Consider the following 17,823-nt stretch of genomic DNA (forward strand, 5'->3'; position numbering starts at 1 on the left):
TTGTGTCTAAAAAATGACAACTGTTTCATAATTCTTTATACTGGTAATCATGTGATTTGTTGGAATTAGGGGATTGGATTAATGACTGAAGACACAACGCAACCATTGATTAAATTTAGAAATGTAGACTTGAATTACGGAGAGACGAAAGTTCTCAAAGATATTGATCTCGATATTGAAGAAGGGAAATTTTATACATTGCTCGGCCCATCGGGATCGGGCAAATCAACCATTTTAAATTTGATTTCCGGTCGGCTGCAGCCAAGCGCTGGAAACATTTTGATCGATGGCAGAAATGTTAATGGTTTGCCTGCTAATCAGCGGAAGGTTAATACTGTTTTTCAGAATTATGCCTTGTTTCCGAATATGAATGTTTATGATAATGTCGCTTTTGGGCCGTCGATCAAAGGACTTGCTAAAAGCAAAGTTCGTGAATTAGTTGAATCAGCATTAAAGCTAGTTAAATTAGACGATTTATCAGATCGCGAGATCTCGGAAATTTCTGGTGGTCAGCAGCAGCGTGTGGCAATTGCACGTGCTTTGGCTAATCAGCCGAAAGTACTGTTATTAGACGAACCTTTGTCGGCTTTGGACTATAAATTACGCAAAGAAATGCAGTATGAATTGCGTGAACTACAGCAGCGTTTAGGCATCACCTTTATTTTTGTGACCCATGATCAAGAAGAAGCGCTGGCAATGTCTGATTGGATTTTTGTGATCGATGACGGCCGAATCCAACAATCTGGTACGCCGGTTGATATCTATGATGAACCGATCAACCATTTTGTGGCTAATTTTATCGGTGAAGCTAATATTATTCCCGGCATTATGAAAGAAGACTACTTGGTTAGTTTTGCTGGTAAAGATTTCAAAAATGTCGATGCTGGCATGAAGCACAATGAGCGAGTCGAAGTGATCATTCGTCCCGAAGATCTGGACATCGTTGTGCCGAGCCGCGGCAAATTGCAGGTAACCATCGATGACCAGTCATTTCGTGGTGATTCTTATGAAATTACAGCGATTGATGATGCTGGCAATGAGTGGGCAGTTCAAGCTACAAATCCAGCTAAAATTGAGCAGAGAAGAGGTTTGAAGTTCGACCCTGAAGATATCCATATTATGCGTTTGAATGAATCGGAAGAGGATTTTGATGCTCGTTTGGAATCTTATGAAGGTGAAGACTGATGAAGCGGGGCAAACTGTTATTTGCCGTTCCTTATGCGCTTTGGTTAGCATTATTTGTTGTCGTCCCGTTAGCCTTGCTATTTTTTCAATCGATGACTAATGCAAGCGGCCATCTCACCTTTAGCAATTTTTCAGCCTATTTTTCATCTGGCACCTACTTGATGATGACTTTTAATTCAGTTTTTTATGCTTTTTTGATTACTTTGATCACACTGGCTTTGTCATATCCGACTGCCTATTTATTGTCGCAATTAAAAAATAGGCAATTTTGGTTATTGCTGGTTATCTTGCCGACCTGGATTAATTTATTATTGAAAACATATGCTTTTATCGGCATGCTTTCTCGTGACGGCACGGCAAATTCTTTTCTGGCTTTGTTTGGTATTGTGCCTAAACAGCTATTGTTTAACGATGCGAGTTTCGTTTTGGTTGCCAGCTACATTGAAATTCCTTTTATGATTTTGCCGATTTTTAATGTTTTGAACGAAATTGATCGAGACCTCATTCAAGCTAGTCGGGATCTTGGTGCTAACTCTTGGCAAACCTTGTGGCGTTTAATTGTACCGTTATCGATGCCGGGCGTTAAATCTGGTGTTCAGTCTGTTTTCATTCCCTCGCTTAGCCTATTTATGATCACACGCCTAATTGGCGGCAATCGCGTTATTACGCTAGGAACCGCTATCGAGGAACATTTCCTTACAACGCAAAACTGGCATATGGGTTCGACGATTGGTGTCATTTTAATCCTAGCAATGGTCTTGACGATGGTTGTGACTCGTGACCGCAAGAAAACAATTCTGCGCCGGGGAGGAAAGTGATGCCTAAAAAAATAAAATTCAGTAACCTTTACCTGTGGTTGGTTTTTTTACTGCTTTATGCGCCAATTCTTTATTTGATCACATATTCATTTAATTCTGGTAAATATATGCATGGCTGGCATGGCTTTTCTTTTGTTCATTATGCTGAACTTTGGGCTGATACGCGCATGATCGAAATTGTGGTCGATACCTTGATCATTGCATTTTTATCATCAGTTTTAGCAACGATTATTGGTAGTTTCGGTGCCCTTTGGATTAATTATGCTAAAAGTCAGTTGGTTAAAAATATTCTTTTGAATTTTAATTCTGTCCTATTAGTTAGCCCAGATGTTATTATTGGAGCCAGTTTTTTGATTTTTTTTACAGCCATTGGGTTATCTCTGGGTTTTTTCTCAGTCTTAATGAGCCATATTGCCTTTAGTATTCCGATTGTTGTTTTAATGGTGTTGCCGAAACTTCAAGAAATGCCATATACCTTGACTGAAGCTGCTGAGGATCTGGGTGCTAATTTTTGGCAGGTGCTGAGTAAAGTGACGGTTCCGTATATTTCATCAGGCATTATGGCCGGGTTTTTTATGGCATTGACCTATTCGCTCGATGATTTCGCTGTGACTTTTTTCGTAACAGGAAATGGCTTTTCGACTTTGTCGGTGGAAATTTACTCACGTGCACGTCAAGGAATCAGTTTGGAGATCAATGCACTTTCGGCTGTTATGTTTATCGTTAGTTTGGTCTTAGTCTTTGTTTATTACTTGCTTTCACGTACTGGCAGCAAAAAACGGACACCGAATTTGGAGGTGACGAAATGAAAAAAATTTTATCAGCTTTGTTTGCGATCGTCTTAGTAATAGCTGCTTTATTTGCCGCTCAGCATTATTTAATTGCCAAAGAAAATGCTGCAACTGGCACATCAGGCAGCAGCGCAAAAGTTTTAAATATTTATAATTGGGGAGATTATATTGATCCGAGCCTGATCACTAAATTTACGAAAGAGACAGGTTATCAGGTTAATTATGAGACTTTTGATTCTAATGAAGCCATGTATACCAAGGTAAAACAAGGCGGTACTGCTTACGATATTATTGTGCCTTCCGATTATATGGTGGAAAAAATGCGTCGTGAGAATCTCTTGCTGCCAATCGATGAAAAGAAATTTACTGCCTTAAAATATTACGATAAACGTTTTTTAAACAAATCTTTTGATCCTGGCAATAAATATTCAATTCCTTATTTTTGGGGAACGCTGGGTATCATTTATAATGATAAATTCGTTCGGAAATCAGAAGTTCAGCATTGGGATCAGCTTTGGTCGAGTCGTTTTCGCAGCAAAATACTCTTGGTCGATTCGGCCAGAGATGACTTTGCTTTTTCACTGATTTCGATGGGCAAGTCTGTGAATGATAAGAATTCAGCTACTGTTCAGGCCGCTAAAGCGAAACTGGATGCTTTAATGCCCAACGTTAAAGCTATTTTAGACGACGAAATTGTCATGTACATGGCCCAAGAAGAGGCACCGGTAGGGGTTACTTGGTCAGGCGAAGCAGCTGAAATGATTGCTGAAAATAAGCATCTGCACTACGTGATTCCAAAAGAAGGTTCGAATATTTGGTTTGATAATTTAGCAATTCCAAAGACAGCCAAACATTTTAAAGCTATTTATAAATTTTTGAATTTTATGTCTGAACCAAAAAACGCGGCACAGAATGCCGAATACGTAGAATATGCAACGCCAAACAAGGCTGCCAGAAAACTGTTGCCTAAAGCGATCACTGGAGATAAGCAATTTTATCCTGATGATCAGACGATCAAGAATCTGTATGTCTACTCCGATCTTGGACCGAAGTGGACGCAAATTTACAACGACCTATTCTTAGAATTTAAGATGACAAATCATTGATGACCGATAGTAGTAGGAGTAGGAGACGTGGCTTGATTTATGGCCTTTTAGGTCCTTTTTTGTGGGGAATCAATGGCGTTGTTACTCAGTACCTTTTAAATCGAGTTGGTGTTGACGCTAATTGGCTATTATCAGCAAGACTGTTTTTCGCAGGAGCTGTCCTGTTCATTTATGTTTATTGGCACGATCGCAAAAATCTGCTGAGACTTTTAAAAGATCGGAATATTCGCTGGCAGCTGCTGATCTTTATTATTTTTGGTGATTTTTTGTCTCAATATACCTACGTTATGGCGATTTCAACTTCTAACGCAGCAATGGCAACGATTTTGACCTCGCTAAATCCAATTTTTGTGATTATTTTTTATATTTTTCTAAACAAAAAATTTGCTAATCGACTTGATGTTATTTCGGTAATTATTGCTGTGTTTGGAACCTTTTTACTAGTCACCCATGGTTCTTTGGATCACTTAGAAATGTCGACCATTGGTCTTTTTTGGGGATTATTCGCTGCAGTAGCATATGCCTTTGGCACGATTTATCCAATCAAATTGGTTAGCGAATATGGCCCTTTGCCAGTCACTGCTGTCTCACTATTAGTTTCGGGAATTGCTTTCAATTTCTATCGACCGTTTTTTGTCAGTTTGCCTAGCATGTCAACTATTGATTGGATTTTACTGATCGTGTTTACAATTATCAGCACGGCTTTTGGTACGGCTATGTGGTTTTTAAGCCTCGATCTAGCAGGTCCAACCACAATGAGTCTACTATCTGCTGTCGAGCCCTTAACGGCTATGATTTTGAGTGTTTTAATCCTGCAGGTTAGTATGCAATGGATTGATTATTTAGGTGCCTTCTTAATTATTACGATGATCGTTCTCCAATCTTTAAAGGGGTCTCGTATTAGTTAGTGGACTATACCAATATATTTTTTTAATATGAGAATGCTGTTTTAGCGGTTTTTTTAAGATACCCTAAATGTTGGTAGTTAGACCAATTTGATTTAGGAGTAATACATATGTGCGGAATTGTTGGATATACAGGTGTTAATGATGCTTTGCCTTTTTTGCTAGGCGGCTTGGAAAAACTTGAATATCGAGGTTATGATTCGGCTGGTGTTTATATTCATACAGATGATGGCCATGACATGCTCGTCAAAGAAAAAGGCCGCGTTAAAGATCTCGAAAAAAAAGTTGTTAATTGCAAAATGCAGGGTCATTCTGGCATTGCTCATACGCGTTGGGCAACTCATGGACAGCCGAGCATTGAGAATGCACATCCGCATATTAGTGCTGATGGCCGTTATTATTTAGTCCATAACGGTGTGATTGAAAATTACAAGCAATTAAAAGCTGATTATTTAAGTGATGTTGTATTTAAATCACAAACAGATACAGAAGTTGCTGTTCAGTTGGTAGGAAAATTTGCTGATGCCGGTATGGATACTTTATCTGCTTTTCGTAAGATGATCAACTTATTAAATGATGATTCTTCTTATGCTTTTTTGCTTATCGACGCTAAGACACCTGGTCTATTATATACAGCTAAATGCAAAAGCCCCTTGCTCGTTGGTGTTTCAAAAACTGCAAATGTTGTCACTTCTGATGCAATGGCCGTTTTGAATTTGACCAAGGACTTCATCGAGTTACGCGACGGCGAAATTGCCGTGATATCCAAAGAGTCTGTTGAATTGTATGATGCCGCCGGTCAACGATCAACGCGCCAGCCTTTTCATTTGGACATTGATCCAGCAGCTGTTGACAAAGGGACCTATCCTTTTTTTATGCTGAAAGAGATTGATGAACAAGCCATTGTTGCTCGTAATTTGATTGAACATTATTTTGTAAATGGTTTGCCTCAAATCGATGAAAAAATCTTGAGCGCCATCAAACAGGCCGACCGCTTATATATTGTAGCTGCGGGAACCAGTTATCACGCTGCTTTGATTGGACGCCGATTCTTTGAAAAGTGGGCCGGTATTTCAACTGAAGCCCATATCGCTTCAGAATTCGCTTATGATCACCCGTTAATTTCCAAGAAGCCTTTCTTTGTTTTTATTAGTCAATCTGGTGAAACTGCTGACAGTATTCAGGTACTGGATTTTATCAAAAAAGAACACTATCCAAGTTTGACATTGGCAAATGTCATGAATTCGACTTTGACTCGCGAGGCTGACTTTGCGCTGCCTATTTTGGCCGGCCCGGAAATTGCCGTTGCCTCAACAAAGGCTTATATGGCACAGATTCTGACTCAAGTTATCTTAGCGGCTGCATTGGCTGGCGGCCATGATCAGTTGCAAGCTGAATTAAGCAGGCTGGCAATTGATTTGCAAACCGTTATTGATGGTCAAGATAAAATAAAAGAGTTAGCTGATACTTATTTAGTTCATGCCGATCGTGCTTTTTATATTGGCAGAGCTGCGGATGCAGATGTAACTTTAGAAGCTGCCCTAAAACTGAAAGAAATATCCTATACTTTAGTTGAGGGTTTTGCGGCCGGAGAATTAAAACATGGAACAATTTCCTTAATTGAGCAGAACACTCCCGTCATTGCTTTAATTTCACAATCGAAAACGGCCGGTTTGACACGTTCTAATCTCGAAGAGACGATGGCTCGTGGTGCTAAAGCAATGACGATTGTAACGAAGAATCTCGCTAGCAGCGATGATGATATTATTTTGCCGGCATTAAATGGTGAAATGGAGATGTTTGGTCCGATTTTGGAAGCAGTACCAATTCAGCTTTTAGCCTATTACACTTCTCTTGGCCGAAAGTTGGACGTTGATCATCCGCGTAACTTAGCAAAATCCGTAACTGTACAGTGAGGATATTATGAAGGTTACTTTCAAAAAAGATTACTTAAAAGATTTTGTTGCTGATTCTGAAGTTGAACTTTTAAAACCAGCTGCTGGGCTTGCTCGTGATACATTGCTTGCCCGTACTGGTGTTGGCAATGAAATGGAAGACTGGCTGACGCTGCCGACTGATCACGATCAAGGCGAGTTCACTAGAATTTTAAAGGCTGCTGGCAAGATCAAGTCTGACTCTAAAGTGTTAGTCGTGATTGGTATCGGCGGCTCTTATTTGGGTGCACGAGCTGTTATTGAATTTTTAAAATCTGAATTCCATAATGAAAAGGCAGCTAAGGCTGGTTTACCAGAAGTTTATTTCGTTGGCACATCCGCTTCCGGCCGGTACATTGATGACGTCATTAATTTGATTGGCGACCGTGATTTTTCCATAAATATCATTTCGAAGTCTGGCACAACGACAGAACCAGCCATTGCATTTCGTGTTTTCAAGAGCTTGATCGAAAAGAAGTATGGCAAAGATGAAGCTAGCAAACGAATTTTTGCGACAACTGATGCTAATAAAGGCGCTCTGCTGGATGTTGCAAAAGAAAACGGCTACGAGCGGTTTATTGTGCCCGACGGTATCGGTGGACGTTATTCGGTTTTGAGTGCTGTTGGTCTACTACCGATCGCTGTTGCTGGTATTGATATCAAGCAATTATTAGCCGGTGCTAAGGCTGCCCAAGATGATTTTGCCAAGGATGAGGATATCTTAGCTAAACCATCGATTTTATATGCGATTTACCGTAATATTTTGTATCGCAAAGGGTTTGATGTTGAGACGATCGTGGGTTACGAGCCACAATTCAGATATTTGTTTGAGTGGTGGAAACAACTAATGGCTGAATCTGAAGGAAAAGACAATAAAGGCATTTACCCAACTTCAGCTATTTTTTCGACTGACCTCCACTCGATTGGCCAATATATCCAAGATGGCAAAAAAATTCTCTTTGAAACAATTTTAGATATCACAAAACCAATTAGCGATCGTGTTGTCCCAGCTGCCGACGACGATACTGATCACCTGGATTATCTTTTGAATCGTCCAATCAAAGAGGTCAATGAAGCTGCATTGACGGCCACGGCTCAAGCACATACTTCTGCCGGAGTACCAAATATTTTGTTACAGCTGGATGATCTTGATGAATTTAATCTTGGCAATTTAATTTACTTCTTTGAAGCAGCGGTTTCGGTTTCTGGCTATTTGAATGCCATTAATCCATTTGATCAGCCTGGTGTCGAAATTTACAAGACGAATATGTTTAGAATTTTAGGAAAACCTGGATATACAAAATAAATTTAAAAGCCGGTTGTAACCGGTTTTTTCTTAGGAGCAGTTATGATTGTGAGCACGACAGAAAATATTGCTGGTTTTAAAACTACGAAAACGATCGGCGAGGTTTTCGGTCTAACGACCAGAAGCCGGAATGTCGTTCGCACTATTGGCGCTAGTTTGAAAACAATTGTTGGTGGTGAAGTAGTCACTTGGACTGAATTACAAGATGAAGCCAGGGAAGAAGCTATCAGTCGTTTGAAAGAGAATGCTGAAAAAGCCGGTGCTAACGCTGTCGTAATGATGCGTTTTGATTCTAACGAGGATAATGGCATTATGAGTGTCGTTGCTTACGGAACAGCTGTAAAAATTATTGAATTGTGAGTTTTTACACTATAATGGTAAGAGTATGTAAGGAGGCCAAATGGCAAAGTTAACTGTAAAAGACCTTGATTTAAAAGGCAAAAAAGTTTTGATGCGCGTTGATTTTAATGTACCGATCAAAGATGGTGTTATTGGTAACGATAATCGAATTGTTGCCGCCCTACCAACGATCAAATATGTATTGGAGCAAGGTGGAAAAGCTATTTTGTTTAGTCACCTTGGCCGCGTTAAAAAGACTGAAGATAAACCCGGTTTGAGTTTAGCGCCAGTTGCCAAACATTTAGGCGATTTATTGGGTCAAGAAATCGCGTTTCCTGGCGTAACAGAAGGAAAAAACCTTGAAGATGCTGTTGCTCTTTTAAAAGAAGGCCAAGCGTTAATGGTTGAAAATACCCGTTATGAAGACGTTGATGCGAAGGGTGAATACATTAAGCGCGAGTCTGGTAATGATCCTGTACTTGGTAAGTATTGGGCTTCGTTAGGTGATGATGTGTTTATCAATGATGCTTTTGGTACGGCTCATCGTGCCCACGCTTCGAATGTTGGTATTGCTTCCAATGTTGCTCAGACGGCCGCTGGTTTCTTAATGGAAAAAGAAATCAAATATTTGGATGGTGCTGTTAATAGTCCAAAACGACCTTTTGTTGCTGTTTTAGGCGGTGCCAAAGTTTCTGATAAAATTGAAGTGATTCAAAATCTTTTGTCTAAGGCTGATAAGGTTATCGTTGGCGGCGGTATGGGCTATACTTTTTCTGCAGCACGCGGTTTAACGATCGGTAATTCATTATTTGAGGCTGATAAAGTTGATTTGGCTAAGCAGATTATGGCAGAAGCCGGTGATAAATTAGTTTTGCCAGAGGATTCTGTAGCTGCGCAAAGCTTTGCTAATGACGTTCCCACGAAAATATTTGCAAACGGTATTCCTGATGGCTGGATGGGTCTTGATATTGGACCTAAGACGATCACAAAATTCGAAAATACGTTAAAGGGTGCAAAGACGGTCGTTTGGAATGGACCAATGGGCGTTTTTGAAATGAGTAATTTTGCCAACGGAACTTTGGAATTAGGCAAGTTTATTGGTTCTTTGACTGCTCAAGGAGCAGCTACGATCGTTGGTGGCGGTGATTCTACTGCTGCTGTTTCTCAGCTTGGAATTGCTGATCAATTTACGCATATTTCAACCGGTGGAGGTGCCAGCCTTGAATATTTGGAAGGCAAGACTTTACCAGGAATTGCTGCCATCTCGGATAAATAACTGTGAATAGTGACACAAAATAAAGCTATTAAAAAACTCTCGTGAACAATATGAGAGTTTTTTTATATATCATTTAATTTGCAATAATCATAATGCCAAGGATAGCAGCCAAAAAGAAAAGAAGTGCAATAATCGATAAAACAATTGCAGCCGGTTTTTTGTTAATTTTACGAGCAAAAGTAATTTCCAACACAGCGACAAAGGCCAGCGCGGCGGCAATTTTAATAATTGTCAGAACCGGTTCTGCATGAACTGTTTTCAAAGCCAGAACAAGGCCACTGATGAAAAGCGGCAAATAGATAACTCTTGTTGCTAAAACTAATCTTTTGTCTTGCTCTAAGGGGACAAGCAAAGCTGCGGTAGCAGTAATAGCGATAGAGATGACTGAGAGAATGTGAATTGCAAGAATTATCTTCATAATGTTTTCATTTTAAACCATTCGCAATCCAGAAAGAAATTTTTTTGCAATGAATTTTCCCACAAAAAAAACCGATCATTGACTGACCGATGCTTTTTAAAATATTTTATAAGTGTTTAAAAGTCATTAATCTGATTTTTCAGCTGGCAGCCTAGAAGAAACGGCCTTAGCCGGTACTTGCATCTTAGCAGGCACTAGCATAATGTTGCCATCTTTATTCACGGTTGCTTTTAATTCATGTGCATTTGGATTATCCAAATAGAGATCGGCAACTTTATCTTCAATTTGTTCTTGCACGACACGTCGCAAAGGTCGAGCACCCATTTCCGGGTTATAACCTAGTTCAACGATCTTGTCTTTTGCATCTTGGTCAACTTGAACGTGCAACTTATTTTCAGCTAACATCGTGTTCATGTTCTCAAGCATCAAGTCCGTAATTTGACCTAATTCTTGCTTGCCCAATTCTTTAAACTCAACGATCGAATCAAAGCGGTTCAGAAACTCTGGTTTGAAATAATTCTTGAGTTTTTCAATCAGTTGATGTTCAGCAGAGTCTTTATCCGTTTCAGCACCAAAACCGACAGTATTATTGCCGACATCACCGGTACCGGCGTTCGATGTTGCGATAACGATGGTATCTTTAAAGCTGACCACGTGACCCTGAGAATCAGTTAAACGGCCATCATCTAGAATTTGCAAAAACATGTTCATGACATCGCGATGTGCTTTTTCGATCTCGTCAAGCAGAATCAATGAGTAGGGGTGGCGACGAACCTGTTCGGTCAGTTGACCAGCCTCCTCATAACCGACATATCCAGCAGGTGCACCAATCAATTTAGAAATACTTTGGGGTTCCATGTATTCAGACATATCGAAACGAATCATTGATTCCTCAGATCCGAACATTTCTTTAGCTAATTGTTTAGCAGTTTCGGTTTTGCCAACGCCAGTTGGGCCAACGAATAAGAACGAACCGATCGGCCGGCCGGATTTAGTTAAACCGATCCTGTTACGACGAACAGCCCTAGAAACGCGTTCAACAGCTTGATCCTGCCCGATCACATGCGTACGCAGATTGGCATCTAAATTCTTCAATTGAGAGGCTTCGTTTTGTTTTAGATCACCAACTGGAATCTTTGTCTTTTCTTCGATGATTTTTGTGATATCCGAAATAGTGACATTAGCTGCATTAGCAACATTTTCCGGATTGGCTTGCGAAGCATTTTTTTGTTTCTGCAAAGTATCGACTTGATCACGCCAGTAGCTGGCTTTTTCATAGTCTTCTTTTTCGATCGCTTGTTGTTTCATGGCTTCAGCGTTATTAATTTTTTGCTGAATTTCTTCTGGGCTTATAAACTCTAAATGAAGATTTTTTCTCGAACCCGCCTCGTCGATCAAATCAATCGCTTTATCCGGCAAAAAACGTTCCGGAATATAACGATCAGAAAGTTCAACAGCTGTTTTCAAGACTTCATCAGAATATTTGACATGGTGAAAATCTTCATATTTTGATCGTAATCCCTTGAGAATTTCATAAGCTTCTTCCGCAGTAGGTTCGTCCACCATTACTTCTTGGAAACGACGGGCAATTGCACCATCTTTTTCGATGGTACGATATTCTTTCAAAGTTGTCGCACCGATCAACTGAAATTCGCCCTTTGCCAAAGCCGGTTTTAGAATGTTGCCAGCATCCATACCGCCTTCGGCATTACCAGCACCCATGATTTCGTGAATTTCATCAATGAAAAGAATGATCTCGCTGCGTGATTCAACTTCCTTCATTAATTGCTGCATACGTGCTTCAAATTGGCCACGCATGCTAGTACCCTGAACTAAAGAAACCATATCCAAACGAATAACTTCTTTGTTTGCTAGTTTTTCAGGTACCTTTTTTGCAACGATCGCTTGAGCCAAGCCTTCTACAACTGAAGTTTTACCGACACCTGGTTCGCCAATTAGAACGGGATTGTTTTTTGTCCGCCGATTGAGAATTTCCACCACACGTTCAACTTCGTGATCACGGCCGATCACAGGGTCTAGTTTGCCTTTACGTGCTTGTTCCGTGATATTGATGCCGAATTGTTCCAGCAAACCATTTTTTTTATTATTATTGCCGCCAGCGCGATTCGGTCGTGCGGCAGCCGTACCATTATTTCCTGGTTGTTGCATGTTTGCCATTTGGCCGTTTAATTGACGAAAAATATCGTCAACGCTAAAATTACCAAAAACGAAGGGATCTTCATTATTATTGTGATAGTCAGCCATTTTTCCTCCGTCAAATAAAGATGGATTTCAAACATTCATCAATAAGAAAAATGTTTGACCTTTATTGACCTTTGCAGAAAATTATACACTATTTCTCCCATTAGTCAATAATGGTCAGAGATTGTCAAAAGACTGGAATATGTATCCCGTTTGGCATTTCAGTTATAATTCATACAAGATGAAAAAGTTTTTATTATTTTTGGGAATTCTTCTGTTGATCGCAGTCGCTGTCGGCTTGTATGCCTGGCATTTAACTGGTCAAAGATCAGATAAATTCAAGCGGCTGCAGTCCGAGGCAAGACAATATGTGCAAGATGAAAAATATGCCAAGGCCCGTCGATCTTTAACTGACTCGTTAGACTACGTTGTTAAGCAGGAACCAACCGAGAACAAGATTGATCAGATTTCTAATTTTCAGACTGCAGTTAATTTTTTGAAAGTTGCGAATTATTCTGATGCAATTACCAGCTTTCAAAGTGTTCTTAAATATCAAAAAGCATACGCCATTTTGTCGAGCCGATCTAATCAAGGAATTAAAACAGCGCAAGCTGCGATCGATAAGCAAAAAGCAGAAACGGCGGCTGCTAATTCGGCTGAAAGTCAAAGGGCTCAGCAAGCTGATGCAGCTGCGAAATCATCAAGTGCGGCAGCTGCCGCTTCTTCTGTTGCTAGCGAATGGACTGAAGCATATAAGACATCTGCCAGCGTACCGCAGAATGTTGTCGTTCAAGCTAGAAAGAATCTTCAGCAGGCGGGCATTAAAGTCGATTCTTTGACAGATGATGATATTAGAAATATGATCGTAGCAGCCGGCAAAGTACCGGAAAATATTGTAACTTATGCAAAACAACATGGAAATAAATAATGACAGACTTTAAAGACAAATTAGAATCCTTGAGGAAAAGTGAAATTGATGAATTTCAAGTCACGAGCAAAGATTTTCCTGATTTTTATCAAGTGTGGGACAAATACAGCTATCAATCTGGAATCAAAGGTTTTGCACAAAAAGGCGGAAAAGTTATTTATCGACGAAAAGAAAAGGTAAAATAGTATCAGAGCGTTCAAGGCTTCAAGGCTTCTTTGAAAGTTTTTTCTTGTAAGCGCTTGCTAATACTAAGATTATTGATAAACTTATAATGGAAGTTATGGAGGAATTATGGTTTCTAAAGAATTTACAATTACTGCTGATTCTGGCTTGCACGCACGTCCAGCAACGATGCTCGTGCAGAAAGCTTCAGAGTTTGATTCAAAGTTGACTTTGAAATATGACGGTAAAGAAGTCAATTTGAAGTCAATTATGGGCGTTATGAGTCTTGGAGCCGGCAAAGGCGCTAAGATTGAAATCGTGGCCGATGGCGATGACGAGCAGGCTGCCCTAGATGGTGTTGAAGGAACGTTAAAAAACGAATCTCTCGTTTGAGATCGAAGTAATTGAGCAACGTTTAGCCGTTGTTTTTTTGTATCGAAAATAGTGAGTTAGGATAAAATGGACGAACGATATCAACAATCTGTCATGCAAATGATTATGTTTGGTGGAAATGCAAAGAGCCTCTCGATTGAAGCCATCAATGCAGCAAAGGTCAAAAATTTTCAATTAGCTGATCAAAAACTGCAAGAAGCTGAGATCTCGATCGCTCAAGCACATCAGCAGCAGACCACGATGCTCACAAACGATGCGAATGTGATTACAGAAGGAAAAGGGGAAATGACACCTGTTACTCTGTATTTGGTTCATGCACAAGACCACATTATGAACGCGATTACTTTTCGCGACTTGGCTGTTGAAATAGTTGATTTGTACAAACGGCTTGCTGAAAAATAATCCAATATAAAAAACTGCCCTTTAATCGGCAGTTTTTTTGTTTTTTAAAACATCTTATTTCTGTTTTAATAGACTGGCGGCCGCTGTATCTAAAAGGACGGTCACATTTGGATGATTTTGTAGAATCGAAGCAGGCACTTTTTCTGTAACTGGTCCCTGAATAAAAGCCTGAACAGCCTGCGCTTTGTTGATTCCAAACGCTGCGATCAGGATTTTTTTTGCTGACATAATCGATGCAATTCCCATCGATAAGGCTTGTTTTGGTACTTGATCGATCGAAGCGAAGAAACGCGAATTAGCTTGGATGGTATTTTCAGTCAAACTAACGAGATGACTTGTTGATTTAAAAGAAGTTCCTGGTTCGTTAAAACCAATGTGACCATTTTGTCCGATGCCGAGAATTTGCAGATCAATTGGATTTTGCGCAATAATTTGATCATATTTTTTTAATTCTGCATCGATGTCAGCTGCAAGCCCGTTCGGTAGATATGAGTGAGCAAAAGGTTTTTTTGAAAAGAAATTTTTATTCATGAAATAGTGGTAGCTTTCCGGATGCTCAACTGCCAAATTTCTATATTCATCTAAATTGATGGAAATTAATCCTGTGAAGTCTAGTTTCGATGCTGTAATGGCTTCATAAATGGGAATTGGTGTTGATCCGGTTGCTAATCCAAAGACCTTGGCACCATTTTGGATCGCCTCTGTAAAAATTTTCAGACCTGTTTGACCGGCTTCTTTTTGGGAGCCAACAATTTCAATTTGCATATTTTTTACCTCTACAAAAATTATATCTTTTTAAATTGTCAAGTTCAATTATAAATTGGTATAGTAATTGGTATAATAAATTTCCAACCAAAAATGACTATCATTTAAAAAAATCTGGGAAATTCCGCGATAAAATAGTCTTTATTGATATGAAGGAGCAAACAAAATGGGCAAATTAGGAATTTCGATCTATCCGGATAAAATGGCTTTTTCTCAGATTGAACAATATATGAGAATGGCTGCTAAATATCATTTTTCCGAAGTTTTCACTTCTTTATTACAGGTAAAAGGTAGTCAAAAAGATGTTATTAATACATTCAAACCTTTTGCGAGCTTAGCAAAAGAACTACATTTTGACGTTATTATCGATCTTAATCCTGCTTTATTTCAGCAATTAGATATCTCTTTTGATGATTTATCTTTTTTTAACCAGCTTGGTGTTGCTGCTGTTAGATTGGATCAAGCTTTTTCTGGTATCGAAGAGGCTATCATGACGAATAATCCTTATGGCATCAAAATTGAGTTGAATATGTCAGCCGCCAGCCGCCATGTGGAAACGATCAAAGCTTTTGGTGCTAATCTCAGCAATTTAACGGCTAGCCATAATTTTTATCCACAACGTTACACAGGCTTGGAAACGGATTTTTTTAAGAAAGCGACAAAAATATTTACCAGCCTAGGATTGACCACAGCTGCTTTTATTAACAGCCAAGCGGCTGAAATTGGTCCTTGGCCCTTAGAAGAAGGCATGCCGACACTGGAAATACATCGTGATTTGCCAATTGAGACGCAAGTAACCCATTTTCGCCTGCTTGGTGGTATTGATAATCTGCTAATTTCTAATGCGGTTGCAGATGAAAATGAACTAAAAGCGGCCGCTGAAGCTTTTTTTAGTCCTTTTCCTATTTTCCATGTTGATCTTGCTAATGATTCTAGTGATTTGGAAAAAGAGATTCTTTTTAAGAATTCACACTTTTATCGCGGAGACTTGTCCGGCTATATGATCCGTTCGACGCAGACGCGCGTTAAGTATCAGCATGAAGATATACCGGCTCATGATACGGACTTGATTCAAACAGGGGATGTTTTGATTGAAAACAGTCTTTACGGTCAATACAAAGGTGAAACACAAATCGCCCTAAAGCCTATGAAAAATTCCGGTCGCACCAACGTTGTTGCTAAAATAACGACGCAAGATAAATTTCTGCTGCCTTGTTTGAAACCTTGGGCCGGATTTTTAATGAAATCTTCGCTTGATAGCTAATTATTTGACGTTCTTATTAGACTAAAAACGAGTTTCACCTCACCTCTATGAGGACTATTGATCCGGTTGATGATTCAAAAGGACATTTTTCGTTTTTAATCGTTATATAATCTGTATGAAAAGGGGAAAAATGGCAGATAAAAAGAATATTTTGCTTGTGGATGCAGCCGGCATGTCAATTTCGTTGTTGGCTAAGAAAATGGACGATTTTGCACGAGTTAACCATTTGCCTTACGGCGTTGAAGGTGTTGCTGATTCGATTGGTCCTGATAAAATAGCCGCCAATCATCCTAAAGTAATTTTAATTGCACCACAGGTTCGATATTTGGTCGATAAATATGAAAAGAATTATGGTGACAAAATACCGGTTGCACTAATTGATATGGTTGCCTATGGCATGATGGACGCTGGCAAAGTCTTGAAACAAGCTGAAGCGTTGGATAAATAATTATCTGTTTTTAACCGCTCTTTATCATTAGGAACGGTTTTTGTTGTCTTAAAATGAAAAAAAGGAGATTAAATTGGATATAAAATTAATTGCACTTGATCTGGACAATACGCTCTTGAATGCTGATTGTCTGCTCAGCATCCGTAATCGGGAAACGTTAAAAAAATTGCATCAACGCGGCTTGAAAGTCGTTTTAACAACTGGCCGACCAATCAAGGGTATTCTGCCTTTTATCGATCAGCTCAACTTGAAAGAAGTGGAAGACTATTCGATTAATTTTAACGGCGGCGTTATTCAGAATAATTTAAGCAAAAAAATAATTTCCAGTAAATTCTTAACCAAGGATATGATGAAGCCTATCAACAATTTAGCAAATCAAATGCGTTTCCCGCTAGATGGCATCACGATCGATCGCGCTTATTCTGTGATAGATGTTAAAAAATCTGGCTATCAATCTTTTATTGGCAAATTGATGGCTTTTACTGATGTTGAATTTGCAGATTTACCGGATGATCAGCATTATTTTAAATTTGTTAGTCAAACTGAACCTGCTCAGGTAGCTGAAATTCAAGCGGAAACGAAAAATCTTCCGAATTTTACGATTGTTAAGAGCCGACCAAACTTGTTGGAATTTTTGCCTAGAGGCGTTAATAAAAGTTTTGGTCTAAGCAAACTGTTGGCACATTTTGGCTGGTCCTTTGATAATGTGATGGCTTTTGGTGACGAGGAAAATGATTTGCCTATGATCAAGTCAGCTGGAATTGGCGTGGCAATGGGCAATGCCTCTGCAGAAGTAAAAGCTGTTTCCAATGCCGTCACAAAACGTAATACCGAAGATGGCGTTGCGGTGTACCTTGAAAAATATTTCGATCTTTAATGGCCGTGGAAAGTAAGGGCTTTCGATATTCTTTTATAATTTTGATCGGGACTGTTGTTGAAAACGTTTTCAAAGCCTATGATAGATGAGGTGGTAGTCGAATTAACGACGATTATCGTATCAACTATTTACATCAGCATTTTTTCAAAAAATGAGAGTCGGATTTTTTCTAAGCAAAGCAGTCTTTTAGGCTTTTTACGCTATTTGACCAAGCCGATAGCATGACATTGGTCAACGCTATATCGCTTAAGGCACGATGCTTGTTTGTCATGAAAAAATGATTAGTTTTTACGGAACTAAATTT

Annotated in this window: 20 protein-coding genes; 17 read left to right on the forward strand and 3 right to left on the reverse strand. The window is 39.4% G+C overall.

Features of this window, described 5'->3' with window-relative positions; genetic code table 11:
• Nucleotides 1-81: 81 nt before the first annotated feature.
• The 9 genes from DLJ48_RS05735 to DLJ48_RS05775 all read left to right on the forward strand — a co-directional run bounded on the left by DLJ48_RS05735 (nucleotide 82) and on the right by DLJ48_RS05775 (nucleotide 9,660).
• A complete protein-coding gene (locus tag DLJ48_RS05735) occupies nucleotides 82-1,185 on the forward strand; it encodes an ABC transporter ATP-binding protein (RefSeq protein WP_128686543.1) in 1,104 nt (367 codons plus the stop codon).
• Entirely contained in the window at nucleotides 1,185-2,003 is an 819-nt protein-coding gene (locus DLJ48_RS05740) for an ABC transporter permease (protein ID WP_128686544.1), read from the forward strand. The genes DLJ48_RS05735 and DLJ48_RS05740 overlap by 1 nt, the downstream gene beginning before the upstream one ends.
• Nucleotides 2,003-2,812, forward strand: coding sequence for an ABC transporter permease (locus tag DLJ48_RS05745; RefSeq protein WP_128686545.1), 810 nt, complete (start codon nucleotides 2,003-2,005; stop codon nucleotides 2,810-2,812). The genes DLJ48_RS05740 and DLJ48_RS05745 overlap by 1 nt, the downstream gene beginning before the upstream one ends.
• Complete coding sequence (locus tag DLJ48_RS05750) at nucleotides 2,809-3,900, forward strand: ABC transporter substrate-binding protein (RefSeq protein ID WP_128686546.1); 1,092 nt, start codon at nucleotides 2,809-2,811, stop codon at nucleotides 3,898-3,900. The genes DLJ48_RS05745 and DLJ48_RS05750 overlap by 4 nt, the downstream gene beginning before the upstream one ends.
• A 32-nt stretch (nucleotides 3,901-3,932) precedes the next feature.
• The gene (locus DLJ48_RS05755; protein ID WP_243148524.1) at nucleotides 3,933-4,808 is read left to right on the forward strand and encodes a DMT family transporter; all 876 of its coding nucleotides are present in this window, start codon (nucleotides 3,933-3,935) and stop codon (nucleotides 4,806-4,808) included.
• A 107-nt stretch (nucleotides 4,809-4,915) separates the two neighbouring features.
• A complete protein-coding gene (gene glmS, locus DLJ48_RS05760; protein ID WP_128686548.1) occupies nucleotides 4,916-6,721 on the forward strand; it encodes a glutamine--fructose-6-phosphate transaminase (isomerizing) in 1,806 nt (601 codons plus the stop codon).
• A gap of 7 nt (nucleotides 6,722-6,728) precedes the next feature.
• Nucleotides 6,729-8,045 carry a glucose-6-phosphate isomerase gene (locus DLJ48_RS05765; protein WP_128686549.1) on the forward strand — a complete coding sequence of 439 codons (1,317 nt, stop codon included), beginning with the start codon at nucleotides 6,729-6,731 and terminating at the stop codon, nucleotides 8,043-8,045.
• A 42-nt stretch (nucleotides 8,046-8,087) separates the two neighbouring features.
• Complete coding sequence (locus DLJ48_RS05770; RefSeq protein ID WP_128686550.1) at nucleotides 8,088-8,405, forward strand: heavy metal-binding domain-containing protein; 318 nt, start codon at nucleotides 8,088-8,090, stop codon at nucleotides 8,403-8,405.
• Between the two features lie 40 nt (nucleotides 8,406-8,445).
• Nucleotides 8,446-9,660, forward strand: a complete 1,215-nt coding sequence (locus DLJ48_RS05775) for a phosphoglycerate kinase (RefSeq protein WP_128686551.1) — start codon at nucleotides 8,446-8,448, stop codon at nucleotides 9,658-9,660.
• 73 nt (nucleotides 9,661-9,733) lie between these two features.
• Here the strand turns inward: DLJ48_RS05775 and DLJ48_RS05780 are convergent, their stop codons facing one another.
• Together DLJ48_RS05780 and DLJ48_RS05785 are read right to left on the reverse strand one after the other, a co-directional pair.
• On the reverse strand, nucleotides 9,734-10,078 hold the full coding sequence (locus tag DLJ48_RS05780) for a DUF1516 family protein (protein WP_128686552.1): 345 nt from the start codon (nucleotides 10,076-10,078) through the stop codon (nucleotides 9,734-9,736).
• A gap of 126 nt (nucleotides 10,079-10,204) precedes the next feature.
• Entirely contained in the window at nucleotides 10,205-12,343 is a 2,139-nt protein-coding gene (locus DLJ48_RS05785; RefSeq protein WP_128686553.1) for an ATP-dependent Clp protease ATP-binding subunit, read from the reverse strand.
• Between the two features lie 178 nt (nucleotides 12,344-12,521).
• On the opposite strand from DLJ48_RS05785, the gene DLJ48_RS05790 reads away from it, so the two are divergent.
• The 4 genes from DLJ48_RS05790 to DLJ48_RS05805 all read left to right on the forward strand — a co-directional run bounded on the left by DLJ48_RS05790 (nucleotide 12,522) and on the right by DLJ48_RS05805 (nucleotide 14,165).
• Entirely contained in the window at nucleotides 12,522-13,208 is a 687-nt protein-coding gene (locus DLJ48_RS05790) for a hypothetical protein (RefSeq protein WP_128686554.1), read from the forward strand.
• Nucleotides 13,208-13,393: a hypothetical protein gene (locus tag DLJ48_RS05795; protein ID WP_243148526.1), complete on the forward strand. Its 186-nt coding sequence runs from the start codon at nucleotides 13,208-13,210 to the stop codon at nucleotides 13,391-13,393. The genes DLJ48_RS05790 and DLJ48_RS05795 overlap by 1 nt, the downstream gene beginning before the upstream one ends.
• Before the next feature lie 106 nt (nucleotides 13,394-13,499).
• A complete protein-coding gene (locus DLJ48_RS05800; RefSeq protein WP_128686556.1) occupies nucleotides 13,500-13,763 on the forward strand; it encodes a phosphocarrier protein HPr in 264 nt (87 codons plus the stop codon).
• Nucleotides 13,764-13,829: 66 nt separating this feature from the next.
• Nucleotides 13,830-14,165 carry a PTS lactose/cellobiose transporter subunit IIA gene (locus DLJ48_RS05805; protein ID WP_128686557.1) on the forward strand — a complete coding sequence of 112 codons (336 nt, stop codon included), beginning with the start codon at nucleotides 13,830-13,832 and terminating at the stop codon, nucleotides 14,163-14,165.
• A 54-nt stretch (nucleotides 14,166-14,219) separates the two neighbouring features.
• On the opposite strand, the gene nagB is transcribed toward DLJ48_RS05805, so the two are convergent.
• Nucleotides 14,220-14,930 (reverse strand): glucosamine-6-phosphate deaminase, encoded by a 711-nt coding sequence (gene nagB / locus DLJ48_RS05810; protein ID WP_128686558.1) that lies wholly within the window; start codon nucleotides 14,928-14,930, stop codon nucleotides 14,220-14,222.
• Nucleotides 14,931-15,096: 166 nt separating this feature from the next.
• On the opposite strand from nagB, the gene DLJ48_RS05815 reads away from it, so the two are divergent.
• From DLJ48_RS05815 to DLJ48_RS08650, 4 genes are all read left to right on the forward strand, one after another.
• Nucleotides 15,097-16,194, forward strand: a complete 1,098-nt coding sequence (locus tag DLJ48_RS05815) for a DUF871 domain-containing protein (protein ID WP_128686559.1) — start codon at nucleotides 15,097-15,099, stop codon at nucleotides 16,192-16,194.
• Nucleotides 16,195-16,324: 130 nt separating this feature from the next.
• Entirely contained in the window at nucleotides 16,325-16,642 is a 318-nt protein-coding gene (locus tag DLJ48_RS05820; RefSeq protein ID WP_128686560.1) for a PTS sugar transporter subunit IIB, read from the forward strand.
• A 73-nt stretch (nucleotides 16,643-16,715) separates the two neighbouring features.
• Nucleotides 16,716-17,519, forward strand: coding sequence for a Cof-type HAD-IIB family hydrolase (locus DLJ48_RS05825; RefSeq protein ID WP_128686561.1), 804 nt, complete (start codon nucleotides 16,716-16,718; stop codon nucleotides 17,517-17,519).
• 90 nt (nucleotides 17,520-17,609) lie between these two features.
• The gene (locus tag DLJ48_RS08650; protein WP_274597000.1) at nucleotides 17,610-17,744 is read left to right on the forward strand and encodes a hypothetical protein; all 135 of its coding nucleotides are present in this window, start codon (nucleotides 17,610-17,612) and stop codon (nucleotides 17,742-17,744) included.
• Nucleotides 17,745-17,823 lie beyond the last annotated feature (79 nt).

The sequence above is a fragment of the Oenococcus sicerae genome (assembly GCF_004102045.2).
In the GTDB taxonomy this organism is placed as follows: domain Bacteria; phylum Bacillota; class Bacilli; order Lactobacillales; family Lactobacillaceae; genus Oenococcus; species Oenococcus sicerae.

What these genes read in the sequence shown, in the direction of transcription:
- DLJ48_RS05735 (WP_128686543.1), top strand. Translation starts at nt 82, where the DNA reads ATGACTGAAGACACAACGCAACCATTGATTAAATTTAGAAATGTAGAC.
- DLJ48_RS05740 (WP_128686544.1), top strand. Translation starts at nt 1,185, where the DNA reads ATGAAGCGGGGCAAACTGTTATTTGCCGTTCCTTATGCGCTTTGGTTA.
- DLJ48_RS05745 (WP_128686545.1), top strand. Translation starts at nt 2,003, where the DNA reads ATGCCTAAAAAAATAAAATTCAGTAACCTTTACCTGTGGTTGGTTTTT.
- DLJ48_RS05750 (WP_128686546.1), top strand. Translation starts at nt 2,809, where the DNA reads ATGAAAAAAATTTTATCAGCTTTGTTTGCGATCGTCTTAGTAATAGCT.
- glmS (WP_128686548.1), top strand. Translation starts at nt 4,916, where the DNA reads ATGTGCGGAATTGTTGGATATACAGGTGTTAATGATGCTTTGCCTTTT.
- DLJ48_RS05765 (WP_128686549.1), top strand. Translation starts at nt 6,729, where the DNA reads ATGAAGGTTACTTTCAAAAAAGATTACTTAAAAGATTTTGTTGCTGAT.
- DLJ48_RS05770 (WP_128686550.1), top strand. Translation starts at nt 8,088, where the DNA reads ATGATTGTGAGCACGACAGAAAATATTGCTGGTTTTAAAACTACGAAA.
- DLJ48_RS05775 (WP_128686551.1), top strand. Translation starts at nt 8,446, where the DNA reads ATGGCAAAGTTAACTGTAAAAGACCTTGATTTAAAAGGCAAAAAAGTT.
- DLJ48_RS05780 (WP_128686552.1), bottom strand. Translation starts at nt 10,078, where the DNA reads ATGAAGATAATTCTTGCAATTCACATTCTCTCAGTCATCTCTATCGCT.
- DLJ48_RS05785 (WP_128686553.1), bottom strand. Translation starts at nt 12,343, where the DNA reads ATGGCTGACTATCACAATAATAATGAAGATCCCTTCGTTTTTGGTAAT.
- DLJ48_RS05790 (WP_128686554.1), top strand. Translation starts at nt 12,522, where the DNA reads ATGAAAAAGTTTTTATTATTTTTGGGAATTCTTCTGTTGATCGCAGTC.
- DLJ48_RS05795 (WP_243148526.1), top strand. Translation starts at nt 13,208, where the DNA reads ATGACAGACTTTAAAGACAAATTAGAATCCTTGAGGAAAAGTGAAATT.
- DLJ48_RS05800 (WP_128686556.1), top strand. Translation starts at nt 13,500, where the DNA reads ATGGTTTCTAAAGAATTTACAATTACTGCTGATTCTGGCTTGCACGCA.
- DLJ48_RS05805 (WP_128686557.1), top strand. Translation starts at nt 13,830, where the DNA reads ATGGACGAACGATATCAACAATCTGTCATGCAAATGATTATGTTTGGT.
- nagB (WP_128686558.1), bottom strand. Translation starts at nt 14,930, where the DNA reads ATGCAAATTGAAATTGTTGGCTCCCAAAAAGAAGCCGGTCAAACAGGT.
- DLJ48_RS05815 (WP_128686559.1), top strand. Translation starts at nt 15,097, where the DNA reads ATGGGCAAATTAGGAATTTCGATCTATCCGGATAAAATGGCTTTTTCT.
- DLJ48_RS05820 (WP_128686560.1), top strand. Translation starts at nt 16,325, where the DNA reads ATGGCAGATAAAAAGAATATTTTGCTTGTGGATGCAGCCGGCATGTCA.